General features: G+C 70.9%; 15 protein-coding genes. 4 read left to right on the top strand and 11 right to left on the bottom strand.

What is annotated here, in order from left to right:
- Positions 1-308: 308 nt before the first annotated feature.
- A complete protein-coding gene (locus DEJ19_RS01505) occupies positions 309-1340 on the bottom strand; it encodes an AraC family transcriptional regulator (RefSeq protein ID WP_111233209.1) in 1032 nt (343 codons plus the stop codon).
- Between the two features lie 188 nt (positions 1341-1528).
- Between DEJ19_RS01505 and DEJ19_RS01510 the strand changes: the two genes are divergently transcribed.
- Positions 1529-2584 (top strand): GAF domain-containing protein, encoded by a 1056-nt coding sequence (locus DEJ19_RS01510; RefSeq protein ID WP_111233208.1) that lies wholly within the window; start codon positions 1529-1531, stop codon positions 2582-2584.
- Positions 2585-3117: 533 nt separating this feature from the next.
- On the top strand, positions 3118-4815 hold the full coding sequence (locus DEJ19_RS01515) for an acid phosphatase (protein ID WP_111233207.1): 1698 nt from the start codon (positions 3118-3120) through the stop codon (positions 4813-4815).
- 51 nt (positions 4816-4866) lie between these two features.
- Here DEJ19_RS01515 and DEJ19_RS01520 read toward each other — a convergent pair whose 3' ends face one another.
- The gene (locus tag DEJ19_RS01520; protein ID WP_111233206.1) at positions 4867-5364 is read right to left on the bottom strand and encodes a MarR family winged helix-turn-helix transcriptional regulator; all 498 of its coding nucleotides are present in this window, start codon (positions 5362-5364) and stop codon (positions 4867-4869) included.
- 96 nt (positions 5365-5460) lie between these two features.
- On the opposite strand from DEJ19_RS01520, the gene DEJ19_RS01525 reads away from it, so the two are divergent.
- Entirely contained in the window at positions 5461-6402 is a 942-nt protein-coding gene (locus tag DEJ19_RS01525; protein ID WP_111233205.1) for an EamA family transporter, read from the top strand.
- Here DEJ19_RS01525 and DEJ19_RS01530 read toward each other — a convergent pair.
- On the bottom strand, positions 6362-6733 hold the full coding sequence (locus DEJ19_RS01530; RefSeq protein ID WP_146250652.1) for a hypothetical protein: 372 nt from the start codon (positions 6731-6733) through the stop codon (positions 6362-6364). The genes DEJ19_RS01525 and DEJ19_RS01530 overlap by 41 nt on opposite strands.
- A 304-nt stretch (positions 6734-7037) precedes the next feature.
- Positions 7038-7964 (bottom strand): helix-turn-helix domain-containing protein, encoded by a 927-nt coding sequence (locus DEJ19_RS01535; RefSeq protein ID WP_258377394.1) that lies wholly within the window; start codon positions 7962-7964, stop codon positions 7038-7040.
- 214 nt (positions 7965-8178) lie between these two features.
- Between DEJ19_RS01535 and DEJ19_RS01540 the strand changes: the two genes are divergently transcribed.
- Positions 8179-9564, top strand: coding sequence for an MFS transporter (locus tag DEJ19_RS01540; RefSeq protein WP_111233232.1), 1386 nt, complete (start codon positions 8179-8181; stop codon positions 9562-9564).
- A gap of 81 nt (positions 9565-9645) precedes the next feature.
- On the opposite strand, the gene DEJ19_RS01545 is transcribed toward DEJ19_RS01540, so the two are convergent.
- The 7 genes from DEJ19_RS01545 to DEJ19_RS01575 form a co-directional block, all read right to left on the bottom strand.
- A complete protein-coding gene (locus DEJ19_RS01545) occupies positions 9646-10359 on the bottom strand; it encodes an NADPH-dependent F420 reductase (protein WP_111233203.1) in 714 nt (237 codons plus the stop codon).
- A gap of 26 nt (positions 10360-10385) precedes the next feature.
- Positions 10386-10979 (bottom strand): TetR/AcrR family transcriptional regulator, encoded by a 594-nt coding sequence (locus DEJ19_RS01550; protein WP_111233202.1) that lies wholly within the window; start codon positions 10977-10979, stop codon positions 10386-10388.
- Positions 10980-11083: 104 nt separating this feature from the next.
- Positions 11084-11425, bottom strand: coding sequence for a hypothetical protein (locus DEJ19_RS01555; protein ID WP_110895178.1), 342 nt, complete (start codon positions 11423-11425; stop codon positions 11084-11086).
- Between the two features lie 49 nt (positions 11426-11474).
- Positions 11475-12005: a DUF6611 family protein gene (locus tag DEJ19_RS01560; protein ID WP_111233201.1), complete on the bottom strand. Its 531-nt coding sequence runs from the start codon at positions 12003-12005 to the stop codon at positions 11475-11477.
- Positions 12002-12583 carry a hypothetical protein gene (locus DEJ19_RS01565; RefSeq protein WP_146250651.1) on the bottom strand — a complete coding sequence of 194 codons (582 nt, stop codon included), beginning with the start codon at positions 12581-12583 and terminating at the stop codon, positions 12002-12004. The genes DEJ19_RS01560 and DEJ19_RS01565 overlap by 4 nt, the downstream gene beginning before the upstream one ends.
- Before the next feature lie 85 nt (positions 12584-12668).
- Complete coding sequence (locus DEJ19_RS01570) at positions 12669-13262, bottom strand: biotin transporter BioY (protein WP_071245214.1); 594 nt, start codon at positions 13260-13262, stop codon at positions 12669-12671.
- A 30-nt stretch (positions 13263-13292) separates the two neighbouring features.
- Positions 13293-13985: a TetR/AcrR family transcriptional regulator gene (locus tag DEJ19_RS01575; protein WP_111233199.1), complete on the bottom strand. Its 693-nt coding sequence runs from the start codon at positions 13983-13985 to the stop codon at positions 13293-13295.
- Positions 13986-13994: the final 9 nt, after the last annotated feature.

Raw genomic sequence — 13994 nt, forward strand, 5'->3', positions numbered from 1 at the left:
GCAGGGCGCGGTGCGCCGTGGTGCATTTTGGTGCGGCGCCACCTGGCTCGGACCGGCTCGACCTGTCCGGCGCCGGGGCCAACAACCGCTAGCTCACGCCGATCCGCCATCCAGTCCAGTGCCCCTCCAGGCACGGCGATGGGTTCAAATCCCACCGGTACCGCCACAGAAAACCCCCGTGCATGCGGGGGTTTTCTTCGTTCGGGGGGAGTGGCCTCGGCGCAGATGCGGTGCACTCTCCTGAGCGCACGACTCCGCCCCGTTGCTGCCTGGCTGCCGAACGAGGATCGGGCCCAGCCAGCGGAGCGTCAGCCCGTCGGTTCCTGCGTCTGCTCCAGATGCCCTTCCGGGCGTCTTGTACGCCGCAACGTGCCGGATGGCAGCTCGCCGAACCGTTCGGCGTAGGCGCTGGCGAAGCGACTGACGTGCAGGAAGCCCCAGCGAGCGGCGACCTCGGACACGGTGACGCTGTCCGAGCGGGCGGTGATGAGGTCCTCGCGGGCCCGCTCCAACCGGAGCCGCCGAAGGTAGGCCGTCGGCGTGGTGTCGAGTTCTCGTCGGAAGGCTTCCTGGAGGCTGCGGACGCTCGTCGAGACGGCAGACGCGAGCGTTCCCACCGTCCACGGCTGCGCCGGGTCGTGGCGGAGGAGTTCAACGGCGCGGGAGACCGACCGGGCGCCGGATCTTCCTTGCGGCGTGTCGAGCGCCGTGGAGTGGTTGTGCGGCTGCCCGAGCAGCAGGCTGTGCAGGAACACCTGCTCGAGGCTGAGGATCGCGAGTGGATGTGCGAGGACGCCTGGCGTCCGCCGAGAGCTCTCGTCGACGAGCCGGACGGCCTGCGAGACGGCGCGGCCTCCGTCGGTGGTGAGGTCGAACTCGGTCTGGAACTCGAGCGGTGTCGAGGTCGGTGCGTCCAGCAGGAGCTCCAGCTCGGTCTGCAGGTCGCCGTGCGGGATCATGATGGCGACCTGCGCGAACCAGTCGCTGCAGTCGAGTTCCACGGGTCTGCCCGGCATGAAGACCCCGGCGGTCTGCTCGGTCCCGCGGAACTGCGTGCCCCGGGCGGCACGCATCGTCATCTGCGACCGTACGGGGATGTCGAGGTGGTAGTCGACGGGCTCCGCGGTGCGCATCCGGACGGCCTCGCGGAAGCGCATGTAGCCGAACGTGATCCGACCGGCCGTGAGCGCGTTCAGGTGCATGCGCAGACCCGGGACGGGTTCGGACGGGGTGACCTGCACCGGGAGGAACACCTCACTGAGCACGGCCGCGGCCTCGTCGGCGGTGGTGCTGTCGGCGAGTCGATGCGAGGCGAACATCTCCGTTGCTGCCCCGGTCATGGCGCGACTCTACCTGCCGCGTCCACGTCCACCGGACACGATCCCGCGCGGATCGACGGTGACTCCGCGCGCAACGGATGGCGTGTGCTCTTCCGCCCTGTCTACGGTCGTGTCCAGCCGGCGCGCACCCGTCGGGCTCCCGGAAACCAGAGCAGTCCAGGAGCCCGCGTCGAACAAGGAGGTTGACGATGACCATGCTGGAAGCCCCACGACTGCCCGACCGTTCGTCCGCGCCGCGCATCGTCACCGCGTCGGCGAGCGGCGCGGACTCGGACCGGATCCTCGTGTTCGGCGATGCGGTCTTCGCGCCCGGAGCGTCGCTGCCCGACGCCGCGCGGACGATGGCGGAGAACGTGGCTGCACGGTCCGGACGTGGTGTGGACGTCACCGCGGTGCCGTGGTCGAGCTGGTCCGGCCAGACGCTGGTCTCGGCCGGGAGCGGTCTCCACGTCGCCAACTACGACGTGGTGGTGGTCTGCCTGTCCGGCAGCGTCGTCCACAGCCGCACGACGAGTACCGCGGTCGTCGGTGCCGCCGAGGAAGCGCTCGTCCTGGTCGATCAGCTCCGACCGCTGCTCGCGCCGACCACGGAGATCGTGCTCGCGTTGGCGCACGAGGAGGACCAGTCCGCGCTCGTCACCGCACTGCAGCAGGCGCGACGTGACCTGGTCGTGCTCGGTGTGGACACGGACGTGATCACGTGCACCCCGCCGCTGTTCGTCGAGGTCGTGCACCTGCTGATCGAGCAGCAACGTGCCCGAGCCGGCAGCCCGCAGTGGCTCCGTTCGACGCCGCAGCGTGTGCAGGACCGGTACGACGCGATCCGTCGCCTGGGTGTCGTCGACGCGCCGGCCGACGCCGCCCTCGACCGGATGGTGCAGCAGATGACGGAACTCTTCCGCACGAGGGGGGCTGCGATCACGTTCCTGCCGCTGGGACGGCAGTGGTCCGCTGCGAGCGTGTGGTTCCCACGCGGGACGGGAGCGCTGCAGGACTCCTTCTGCCGTTCGACCGTGCTGCACTCGGGACCGACGGTCATCGAGGACGCATGGGACCGGAGCCGTCCGCAGGTCGTACGGCGGGGACGGATCCGCTTCTACGCGGGGCATCCGTTGGAGGACCTGGACGGCACCCGCGTCGGTGCGGTCTGCGTGTTCGACCCCGCTCCACGCGATGCGGGCACCGTGGAACTCGACCTCCTGCGCGACTTCGCCGTCCTGGCGCGCGACACCCTGCGCCGTTGAGGACTTCACCAGTTCCGGGCCTGGTGGAGCGCCGTGCGCCGCACGGCGCGGGCTGATCTACGGGCGGGAGGGGCGGGATCGGGTACCCCCGCCCCTCTCGCCCGTGACGGGTCGACCGACGGACTGGAGGCGCGGTGCCAGCCCGCACCGCGCCTCCAGTCCGTCTCGTCAGCCGTCCCAGGCACGTGACCGGTCAGACGGGAGAGGCGAAGGCCCCGGTTTCGCGGCGTCGCTGTTGCAACCGGCGGCGTCCGTGGTGAGCAACAGCAGCGAGTACGGCGGCGGTTCACGCACCTGCCACTTCCGGTTCACGGGCCTGCGGCACGCTTTTGCTCTGTGTCACCGAGCCGTGTGACCACGCCCCGAGTGGAGAGAACGCCATGCGCCGGTTCCTGATCGCTGTTCCGAGACGTCGGGCCCGCACGGTGCTGGGGGTCCTGGCTGTGGCGTGCGCCGTGTCCTTGATCGCTCCGGCGGGAGCGTCCGCGGCGACATCGCGGACCGCGCCGCGTCCAGGGGCCTACGGGTACTTCGTGGACACCTACAAGACGAACACCCCTGCTGCCACGACGCTGGAGACGAACGCTGCGACCGGGGTGCTGTCGCAGTTCGGCACCCTGTGGCGCCCGGGATCGTCGTGGGACAACGGGGTCGCCACCAGCGCTGCAGCGCAGCGGATCCTGGACTCGAACATCGCGCAGGCAGCGCGGACCACGCAGACCCGCACGGATGCGCAGGGGCACGAGGCGTACCTGATCGACCGACGGAACCAGAGCTACTCGGCCATCGAGGGTTTCGGTGACCTGTCGGACGCGGTGCGGGCCGCGACGAACGCGGGCACGACGATCCCCGACGAGATCCCGGCGGATGCCACGACGAAGCAGTACGTCGACCAGGGCAACGCGAAGGGGTCGTGGGCGGACACCGATTCGGAACTCGGCGACGTCGTCCAGCTGGTGAACACGCTGCGTGGCGACTTCTCCTCTGCCAGCAACGCGAAGAAGTACTACCAGTACGCGCGGCCGTACCGGCAGAGCCAGGACGTGCAGGTCCTCCCGCAGCTCGTCCCCGAGAAGTCGCCGACGCCCGCCACCGACGGCGGGTTCCCCAGCGGACACACCAACGCCGGCTACCTGGCGTCCCTGGCGTTCGCGTACGCGTACCCGGAGAAGTACACCGAGCTCCTCGCCAACGGCTCGGAGATCGGCAACAGTCGGATCGTCGCGGGGATGCACTCACCGCTCGACGTCATGGGCGGGCGGGTCCTGGCGACTGCGCTGGCAGCGGCCATCCTGGACGACCCGGCCAACACGCAGCTCGAGCAGCAGGCGCACCAGCAGGCGGAGAAGGTGCTCACCGCCGCCAGCCCGAGCGCCGTCGATCGCTACGCGGACTACGCGTCGGACAAGAAGGACTACCGCGGGCGTCTGACGTACGGGTTCACGCGGACCGGCACGAAGACGATCCCCGCCACGGTGCCGAAGGGTGCCGAGGCGCTCCTGCGGACCCGCCTGCCGTACCTCAGCGACGACCAGATCCGAGAGGTGCTCCGGACGACCGCGCTGCCGTCGGGCTACCCCCTGCTGGACGACGCGGAAGGGTGGGGGCGACTCGACCTCTTCTCGGCAGCGTTCGGCTACGGAGCGTTCGACAGCGCGGTGACCGTCTCGATGGACGCCGCCGAGAAGGGCCTGGACGCCGCCGACACCTGGCGCAACGACATCGGCGGGAACGGGTCGCTGACCAAGCGGGGGACCGGCACCCTCACCCTCGCCGGCTCGAACCGCTACACCGGCGGCACCGTCGTCCGCGGTGGGACGCTGATCGCGGACTCCGCTGCTGCCCTGGGCAAGGGGTCGGTGACCACTGTCTCCGGCACGCTCGCCGAGACCAGCACGAGGGTGATCCGCATCGGCGGCAACCTGACGCAGCGCTCGCACGCCGCACTGTCGCTGAGTGTCTCCGGACCCCGTCCTGCCCTGCGCATCGAGGGCACGGCGTCGTTCGGCGGAACGCTGCGGGTGCACGTCGCCAAGGGCACGGCCGTGGCGAACGACCTGGTCCTGATCACGGCGGACCGGATCGCGAAGGGCTCGAGTTTCAGCCGGGTCCGCGTCGCCGGCCTGCCCGCCGGGTACGAGCCCGTGGTGGAGCGCCACGGCAACGAACTGCACCTCGTCAACGCCAACGCGACGAAGCACGGCCACGGCCGGGGCCACGGCGCCGCCTGAGGCGGAGCGCGTCAGGTCGGCCCCGAGTGCGGCCGGCACGACGGGCTGTGCTCAGGCCGCCCCGTCACCGAGGCCGAGCAGCAGCTTCCGGAGGAGCCCGGCCAGCTGCTGCTCCTCGTCGCTGCTCAGGGTCCCGAGGAGCTCCCGTTCGTTCTCGACGTGCCGGGCAAGCGCCGCGTCCACCACCGTCAAGCCGTGATCGGTCAACGTGACGAGCACACTGCGTCGGTTCGCGGGGTCGGTCTCCCGCGTGACGTAGCCCTTCGCGACGAGCCGGTTCAAGCGGTTCGTGACGGCGCCGGAGGTCACCATCGTGACGGCGAGCATCTGTCCGACGGCCAACCGATGTGGTGATCCCGCACGTCGGAGGGTCGCGAGGAGGTCGAACTCACCCGGCAGCAGGTCGTGCTCAGCGAGGACGGCACCGACCTTCCGGTCGAGGATCGCTTCGGCGCGCCCGATGCGCCCGATGACGGCCATCGCGCGGACGTCGAGGTCTGGTCGTTCCCGGCCCCACTGGGCCACGACTCGATCGACGGCATCCTCCATCGGACCACTCCTTCACGCTGAACTGTTTGACGCGAGCCTATCGGCGCCATAACGTCTCAACGTTGAGAAGTTCAGCATGAAGGAAACGAGGCTCCGATGACCGATCGCTCGCTGTCCACGTCGGCGGCGGCCGGCCTCACGCTCAGCGCGGCATTGGCGCCGATCGTGTGGGGGTCGACCTACGTGGTCACCACCGAGCTCCTGCCCGCCGATCACCCGATGACGGCGAGTGTCCTGCGTGCGCTCCCCGCAGGCCTGCTGCTGCTCGCGCTCCGGCCGGGAGTCCCACCGCGGGGCTGGCGCCTCCGGACGTTCGTGCTCGGCATGCTCAACATCGGGTGCTTCTTCCCGCTGCTCTTCGTCGCGGCCGACCGGTTGCCGGGTGGACTGGCGGCCATCGTCGGTGCGCTCCAGCCGCTCGTCGTCGTGGCCCTGACCCTGGCGCTGCGGTGGGGGCGGCCCGCGATCACCCACGTGGTGTGGGGAGTCGTGGCCCTGGTGGGCGTCGCACTCGTCTCCCTCAGCGGAGGTGCCGTGTTCGACGTGCTCGGGCTCGGGGCGGCGGCACTCGGCACGGTCTCCATGGCGTTGGGGCTCCTGCTCACTCGTCGGTGGGGCACCCCGGAGGGCACGCACCCCCTGACCTCGACCGCATGGCAACTCATCGTCGGGGGCGTGGTGATCGCCCCGCTCATCCCGATCGTCGACAGCGGGCCGTGGCAGCCGACCGCCGCCGGGTACGCGGGGTACGCCTGGCTCACGCTGGTCGGTGGGGCCCTGGCCTACAGCGTCTGGTTCCGAGGCGCACGGGCGCTGCCGTCAGCCCGGATCGCGTTGCTGGGCGTCCTCAGTCCGTTGACCGCTGCGGTGCTCGGGTGGGTCGTCCTCGGCCAGGCGCTGTCGCCGCTGCAGATCGTCGGCTTCGTCGTCGCGCTCCTCGGTTCTCTCGGCGGGCAGCTCGGACGAGCGGCGTCTCGGGGGCCTTCCTCCGAGCCGCTCAGCCGTAGATCGAGTCCGGGATCTCCGGGCAGGCGGTGACGAGCTCGTAGTACCGGGACTGCGGCAGATCGACCGACCGGTACGGCGACCACGCCCCGTCGCTGTCGACGAACTCCTGCTCGCTCGGGCCACGCTCCACCGAGATGCCGTGGTCCTGCAGACACTTCGTGAGCTCGCCCGTGGAGTAGCGGTAGAGCCATCCCAGCTGTGACTCGTTGAAGGCGGTCCGGTACTTCGCGGCCATGGGGTACTCGACACCGCACGTGTACTCGGCGACCGCGAACGGCTTGGACTGTTCCGCCGGCACCTGTCCGGAGACGAGGCTCGCGTCGGGCATCGCCTTCGCCTGCGGGAACCCCGCGGCGCTCATGCACCGTTCCTGCGTCGGGGCCCAGTCGGCGTGTGAGACGGTCCGGACGCGGTCGACCGCCGGCCGCTCGAGCCCCGGATGGTGGGACGCGACCAGCTGCCATGCCTGATCGGCACTCGCGTCGAGGATGGTCTCCGCTCGCACTGCGCTCAGCGCATCGGGCTCCGGTCCGGAGGCAGCCCCAGGCGTGGCACATGCGGACACCCCGGTGACCACTGCGATGCAGATCACGCCCGCCGCTGCAGTGAGGAGCTGATGGTTTCGTCGTCGCAAGGTTCCCCCCAAAGAGTTGCGATCGGTTCGCTCACGTTAGCGATTCGATGAACACACCGCGCGGTGTTGATCTTGCAGAAGAAGGTTCCGAAGGGTTCGTGACCCGTTCCTCCACTCCGCGTCCGAGCAGCTCGAGCGCACCGGCTGCAGCTGATCCGGCGTCCGGCGTGTACATCAGGACGCGGTGGCCGGAGTCGTCCGGCGGTGTGAGCACTTCGAAGTTGAGGTCGAAGTCGCCGACCTCCGGATGGCGGAACGACTTCAGGCCGGACACGCAGTTCTCCACGGGGTGCTTCGCCCACAGCGCGCCGAACTCCGGGCTCTTCACGGTCAATTCGCCGACGAGCGCGGTCAGCTGCGTGTCTTCGGGGCTCTTCCCGCCGAGGACCCGGAGGGACGACACCGCCCGGACAGCTTCTTCCTGCCACCGCGTGTACAGCTCGCGGGTGTGGGCATCGAGGAAGAGCATGCGCGTCATGTTCGGCCGCTCACCCATCCGCTCGGGGCTCTCGAAGTCGAGGTGCCCGGCGACCAGGCGGTGCCCGAGGGCGTTCCAGCCGAGTACTTCACTGCGTTTGCCGATGATGACCGCCGGCGTCGATGCCAGCGAGGTGACCAGCCGGACGGTGCCCGGCCGGGCGTGGTCCGGCTTCGCGGCAGATCGCCGTTTCGGCGTCGAGTGCTCGGGACGCGCGAGGTTGAAGAGGTGTGCACGCTCGTCGGCATTCAGGTTGAGTGCACGGGCGATCGAAGCGATCACCGCCTCTGACGCGTTCGTGCTCAGACCCTGCTCGAGCCTCGAGTAGTAGGTCGGGCTGACACCGGCGAGCATGGCGAGCTCTTCGCGGCGGAGTCCCGGAACCCGGCGCACACCGTAGCCCTGCAGCCCGACGTCTTCGGGCTGCAGGGCGGCGCGACGGACGCGAAGGAAGTTCCCCAGTTCGTTCGGACCGTTCATCTGCTCATTCTGCTGCCGGATAGACCGATCTGTCCTGTCACTGTCAGTGACAGGCACGGCGGGGTGTGGCTGGTGGACCGGGTGGTGGCGATGGTTGGAACACGTCAGAACCCTGGCGAACCTGATCCACCGGGCACGAAGAGAGGCCACCGTGACCACTGAACACGCAACGGACGTCACGTCGACCACGTCGACGACGGGCGACGGCAGGGCGATGACGACAAAGCAACGGGTCGCACTGACCGTGCTCCTCACCGCGAGCTTCACACTCGCCGTCGACTTCTCGATCCTCAACGTCGCACTGCCGACCATCGGGGCCGACGTGGGGTTCGCGATCGAGAACCTGCAGTGGATCGCGACGGCGTTCGCACTGTGCGCCGCCGGCTTCACCCTCCTGATGGGTCGAGTGGCCGACATCGCAGGTCGTCGCCGCATGTTCCTGATCGGGATGGTGCTGCTCGGTGCGGGCTCGTTGGCGGGCGGGCTCGCGACGACTCCGGAACTCCTGCTCGTCGCCCGAGTCGCACAGGGCTTCGCCACCGCGATCGTCGTTCCCGCTGCCCTCGCACTCCTGCTCAGCGCCTTCCCCGAAGGTGCCGCCCGGGACAAGGCGCTCGGGTTGAACGGCTCGCTGATGGCCGCCGGGTTCACCACCGGCGCGATCCTCGGCGGGCTGCTCACCGACCTGCTGTCCTGGCGGTGGGCCTTCCTGATCAACGTCCCGGTCGCGGTCGCGGTGCTCGTCGTGGCACCGATGGTGCTGCAGGACAGTCGAGCCGCCCAGCGGACGCGACTCGACGTCCCGGGCGCCATCACGGTCACGCTCGGCCTGCTCGCCCTGGTGTTCGGGCTGACCACCGCTGCTGAGACGTCCTGGATCGACCCGGTCGTCATCGTGTCGTTCGCTGCCGCAGTGGTGCTGCTCATCGCCTTCGCGTTCATCGAACGGCGTGCGTCGTTCCCCTTGGTGCCGCTCGGTGTCCTCCGGCGCTCCAGCGTGTCCTGGGGCAACATCGCCGGGATGCTCGCGTTCGTCACCGAGACCTCGTTGGTCTTCCTGCTGACGCTGTACCTGCAGAAGGTGCTCGGGTACACGCCACTGGCAGCGGGGCTGTCCTTCGCCGTGCTCGGCATCGGGACGGTCCTCGGTGGTCTCGTCGGTCCGCGGGTCATCGGCCGGTTCGGGAACAAGGCGGCCATCGTCGGGGGCTTCGTCGTCCAGGGGATCGCGACGCTCACGCTCGTGCTGATCTCCGACGACGCATCGTCGATCTGGCTGGTCCTCGCGGCCACGTTCGTCGGAGGGGTCGCGAACCTCGTCGTCATCGTCGGGTTCATGGTCACCGCGACGTCCGGGCTCCCGGAAGGCGAGCAGGGCATGGCGACGGGGCTCACGACCATGAGTCAGCAGGTCGGCATCACGATGGGCACACCGATCATGAGTGCCGTCTTCACGGCGGTGGCCCTCGCGAGCACCGCGCCGCAGGCCGAGGCCGTGCTGACCGGCGTCACGACCGCGATCTGGGTGAACGGCGGGATCTGCATCGCCGTCGCCGTCGCCGTCGCGCTCTTCCTCCGGGGGCGTGTCAAGACCGCCTGATCGGATCAGGCAGGCGGACGGCCTCGCGTACACCCCCTGTGCGCGAGGCCGCTGCACGCGGTCATGCGCAGGGGTGACGACTCAGAACTGCCGGTTCGCCACATCCGCCCGGTGCGACACCGCCAGGACGTCCCGCAGCCGCTCCGCCGGCAGCGGTGCTCCCTGATCCGCCAGGTAGTCCGCCGCGAACCCCTCGGCACTCGCCGCGTAGATCCCCGTGTACGCCCCGGACTCCGGCTCGAAGCGCCACGACTCGGCAAGGGTCCCGGCGTCCACGGTGTCGAACCCGAGCAGCTGCACGAGCTCGGCGACCACGGCCTTGGCCTGCTCGTCGTCGCCCGCGATCGGCAGTGCGGTGCGGGGCGTGGAGCCGGCGAGGTTCGGGATGTGGTGCGCGACGATGTTGTTGAAGGCCTTGACGATCCGCGTGCCGGGCAGGAGCGTCTGCTCGTACTCCGCCGTGGTCGTCGCGAGGGTGTCGAGCTGCTCGATCCGGCCGTCGCGACCGGGGTAGTAGTTGCCCGTCGACAGCACGATCCGCCCGGCGAAGGCGTCGAGGTCGGGTGCGAGTGCCGGGTAGGCGGTGAGCGGGATCGCGAGGACGGGCACGTCACCGAACTCGACGGCCTGTCGCACGGTGCCGGCCTGGGCCCGCGGGCCGAGCTCGGCGACGAGGTCCTGCAGCGACTCGGGGCCGCGCGAGTTCGCGATGAGGACGTCGAGGTCGGCGGCGACGGCCTGGCGTGCGATCGCGGTGCCGATGGCTCCGCTGCCGATGATGCCGATGCGGTTCATGTGGTGCCCTTTCAAGGAGGTGGACGTCAAGGGAGGACCGGGGCTTCCCAGCCGCGCCGCGACAGGGCGGAGAGCGCGGCGGACGACGAGTCGTCGGCCATCGCGGCGCCCCGGACCCAGCTGGTCGCCAGGGCGGCGAGGAACAGGTCCCGCGCGCGGACGTCGGCGCGCGCACGACCGGAACGCTGCGCGGCGCGGAGGAACTCGTCCGTCGTGGTGATGAACCCCTGGCACGTCAGGGCGAGCGGTGACGAGTCGGACGAGGCGGCGGCACGGAGCGGTTCGGGCAGTCCGTCGAACGTGCCCGCCCACTCGGTGACCGCGTCGAGCCAGCCGTGCAGGGCGTCGCCGGTGTCCACGGAGCCGTCGCGCAGCGCTTCGCGACGCGCCACCAGGTGCTCGTCGCGCGCGGCGAGGAGCTCGGCGAGCAGGGCCTCGCGCGTGGGGAAGTGCCGGTACAGGGTGCCGGCACCGACGCCGGCCCGCTTGGCGATCGCGTCGAGCGAGCCGGTCACGCCGTGCTCGGTGAACGCGCGCTCGGCGACCCGCAGGATGTGGTCCCGGTTCCGCAGCGCGTCGGCACGCGGGGCGCGCCCGGCGGGAGCGGTCTGCTCGGGCATGGCGGGCCTCCAGGCTGTGGCGTTGAATACCGGAGAGGCTCTCCGGAATCACCACAGTACAGGAGACCCTCTCCGTTTCGACGCTGCAGCGCGACGCCCAGCCGTCAGGACTCTTCGGCAGCCTCCGCCGCGTCCGCCAGGTCCGACCGCGTGTTCGCGTGGATCGGCTCGCTGTGCCCGAAGGTCTTCGCGGCGGCGCGCAGCCGCCCGACGAACTCCCGGTCGTCCAACTCGAGTTCGTCCTCTTCCGCGTCCTCGATGACGATCTCGCTCGAGGGCCCGATGAGGATCTTCGTGGTGGTCATCGTCCCGTCGTCGGCGACGGCGGGCACGTCGACGGTGTCCGCTCGGTCCCCGCCTGCGAGGGCCGCGGCGTACTCGATCACGGCGTCGGCGACGTCGTCACCGACCAGGATCGTGGTGGCGTCGTAGTGGATGTGCTTCATCGCGTGCTCCTTCCCGAACCCATACAAACGCGCGGCGCGGGAACGGGCTTCAGGTTGACCGCTGCACGCGGTGGTCCGGGTCCGGGGATTCCAGGGCGTTCCACACGTCCGCCCAGATCAGCTCGAAGTCGACGGGGCGGATGCGGTCGGCCCGGAGCGCCTGCTCCAGGATCGACAGCGCGTCCAGGGAGCCGGTGAGCAGACGCTCGTCGCCGTGGACCTCGCGGCGGCCGTCGCCCAGGAACGTCGTCACGGTGACGGACCGCACCCGTGGTCGCAGCGAGCGGGTGGCGCGGGCGAGGACCGCGAAGCCGCCGCCGTAGAGGAGCAGCGCGGTGGTCGTGCCGACGGCGGGGACCGAGACGGCGAGCACCAGGGCGGCGAGGGCGACGACCGCCCCGACGGCCGGCCAGACGTGCCAGGCACGCAGCAGCAGGCGCTCGCCGGTGGTCGTGCCGGGCGGGAACACGACGAGGGTCCGCGAGCTCCACAGCGTCCGCCCGACGGGGCGGATCGTGTACCGGCCCCACAGGTGGGTGCCGTCGAGCAGCCGGGTGCGGACCGGCAGCGCGACGGTCATCGACCCACCGGCGCGAGTTCGGTGCGCACCGGCGCGAGTTCCGCCCGGACCGGCTCGAGTTCCGCGCGGACCGGCTCGACGACGTCGCGGTGCCGGACGGTCGCCAGGCACGGGAAGCAGACCAGGTCGCCTTCGCGGACGTCAGCCGGCAACGGAGCCGGGAGGCGGTGGAACGGACCGTCGGCCTGACCGTCACAGCGGGTGACGACGTACATCGGGGAGAGGGGAGCGGTGCTCCGGCGTCCGATCAGGCGCACCTGGTCGAGCACGGCGCAGGTCGGCAGGACCGCGTCCAGTTCCAGCAGCACCACCCCGGTGCGCGGTCGCCGCACGCGGGTGACCGACGCCACGGCGACGCTGACGTCACGGGGTGCCCAGCCGCGCGGGCGGTACCGGGGCGGGGACTGTTCGGCGGTGTGCACCGTCGGGGTGCCGGTGAGGTCGGCGAGCCGGACCATCGAGATCGCCGAGACCAGCAGGTCGTCGGTGGTCGCTGTGGTGCGGGCCGGCCAGAGGAACGGGTCCATCGGATCGGGGAGCGACGCGCGGAGCGTCGGCATGATCGCAGTCAGTGTCACGACCACACGCTCTCGCGCGCTCGAGCAGCGCGGAAGGCCTCCTGACGGAACCCCTACGGCCGGGGGCGGAGTCCTGACGGTGCGCTCACCGGCGGGTGGCCGAGCGCAGGGCTGCGGTCCACCCGAGGGAGATCACGCCGGCGCCGATCAGGGTCTTCACCACGCCACCGAGGACGAACGGGTAGAGCCCGTACTGCAGGGTCTGCTGCAGGTCGAGGCCGAGTGCCACCGCGAGCCAGGCCATCCCGGCGACGAAGGTGACGACGGTGCCGAGGGCGAAGGACAGCAGCGCGTTCCGCAGCGGGCGGTCGCCGAAGCGTTCGGCGACCCAACCGACCAGGGCCGCGGCGGCGACGAAGCCGACGATGTACCCGCCAGAGGGGCCGACGAGCACGCCGACCCCGGCCGAACCGTCCGCGAAGACCGGCAGCCCGACGACGCCGAGCAGTGCGTAGACGAGCATCGACAGGGCACCGCGACGGGCACCGAGGGCACTGCCGACGAGCAGCACGGCCAGGGTCTGCCCGGTGATCGGGACGGGCCAGATCGGCACGGACACCTGCGCGGCACCGGCGGTCAGCAGCGCGCCGCCGAGGACCAGGGCGGTGCTGACGACGGCGGTGCGGGGGAGCAGGGCGTCGGCGAGCGGACGGTGTGCGGCGGGGGTGATCGTGGTCATGGTGACTCCTTGCAGAGGGGAGAGGGAGGGTCAGACCGCGACGGCGGCCAGCAGGGACTCGGCGTCGCGCCGGGCCTCGGCCACGGCGGCGGTGTCGAGGCCGCATGCGCGCAGGCAGGTCGCGACGAGGGCGTCGCGGTCGGCGTCCTGCACGGGGCCGGACCGGCGGAGCTGGATGACGGTCTCGGTGATCTGGATGAGCACCGCACCGAGGCGCGACGGCGAGACCCCGGCGGCGACGTCCGGGGTGGCAGCGCGCGAGCCGAGGCGCCCGTAGGCCTCCTGCAGTTCGACGCGCTCGGCCCGGAACCCGTCGTAGCGCTCGCCCTGCACCTCGGGCAGCAGGTACAGCGTGCCGATGTTGTGCGGCGTGCGGGCGAGGGTGTCCACGTCGGCGACGACCAGCGCGGCGAGGGCCCCGGCTGCCGAGGCCGACTCCGGCACGAGCTGCTCGAGGCCGCGGACCAGCTCGAGGCTCGGGCGCACCGAGGTCGTGAGCAGCTCGACGAGCATGTCGTCCTTGCCGGCGAAGTGGTAGTACAGCGAGGCCTGCCGGATCCCGACCCGTTCGGCGATCGCCCGGGTCGAGGTCGCGCTGATGCCGTTCTCGACGAACAGCGCGGCGGCGGCGTCGAGGATCTGGTCGCGCGGGCTCAGGGCGGAGTCGGCGTTCGGCACGACCCGCGGTCGGCCGGGGCGCACGGGCCGGTCGTCGGGGGACATGCCCCCATC

This window comes from Curtobacterium sp. MCSS17_016 (genome assembly GCF_003234255.2).
GTDB classification, from domain to species: domain Bacteria; phylum Actinomycetota; class Actinomycetes; order Actinomycetales; family Microbacteriaceae; genus Curtobacterium; species Curtobacterium flaccumfaciens.

Excerpts from the sequence above, each read along its gene's own strand:
- DEJ19_RS01505 (WP_111233209.1), bottom strand. The coding sequence starts at position 1,340 with ATGACCGGGGCAGCAACGGAGATGTTCGCCTCGCATCGACTCGCCGAC.
- DEJ19_RS01510 (WP_111233208.1), top strand. The coding sequence starts at position 1,529 with ATGACCATGCTGGAAGCCCCACGACTGCCCGACCGTTCGTCCGCGCCG.
- DEJ19_RS01520 (WP_111233206.1), bottom strand. The coding sequence starts at position 5,364 with ATGGAGGATGCCGTCGATCGAGTCGTGGCCCAGTGGGGCCGGGAACGA.
- DEJ19_RS01525 (WP_111233205.1), top strand. The coding sequence starts at position 5,461 with ATGACCGATCGCTCGCTGTCCACGTCGGCGGCGGCCGGCCTCACGCTC.
- DEJ19_RS01530 (WP_146250652.1), bottom strand. The coding sequence starts at position 6,733 with ATGAGCGCCGCGGGGTTCCCGCAGGCGAAGGCGATGCCCGACGCGAGC.
- DEJ19_RS01535 (WP_258377394.1), bottom strand. The coding sequence starts at position 7,964 with ATGAACGGTCCGAACGAACTGGGGAACTTCCTTCGCGTCCGTCGCGCC.
- DEJ19_RS01540 (WP_111233232.1), top strand. The coding sequence starts at position 8,179 with ATGACGACAAAGCAACGGGTCGCACTGACCGTGCTCCTCACCGCGAGC.
- DEJ19_RS01545 (WP_111233203.1), bottom strand. The coding sequence starts at position 10,359 with ATGAACCGCATCGGCATCATCGGCAGCGGAGCCATCGGCACCGCGATC.
- DEJ19_RS01550 (WP_111233202.1), bottom strand. The coding sequence starts at position 10,979 with ATGCCCGAGCAGACCGCTCCCGCCGGGCGCGCCCCGCGTGCCGACGCG.
- DEJ19_RS01555 (WP_110895178.1), bottom strand. The coding sequence starts at position 11,425 with ATGAAGCACATCCACTACGACGCCACCACGATCCTGGTCGGTGACGAC.
- DEJ19_RS01560 (WP_111233201.1), bottom strand. The coding sequence starts at position 12,005 with ATGACCGTCGCGCTGCCGGTCCGCACCCGGCTGCTCGACGGCACCCAC.
- DEJ19_RS01570 (WP_071245214.1), bottom strand. The coding sequence starts at position 13,262 with ATGACCACGATCACCCCCGCCGCACACCGTCCGCTCGCCGACGCCCTG.
- DEJ19_RS01575 (WP_111233199.1), bottom strand. The coding sequence starts at position 13,985 with ATGTCCCCCGACGACCGGCCCGTGCGCCCCGGCCGACCGCGGGTCGTG.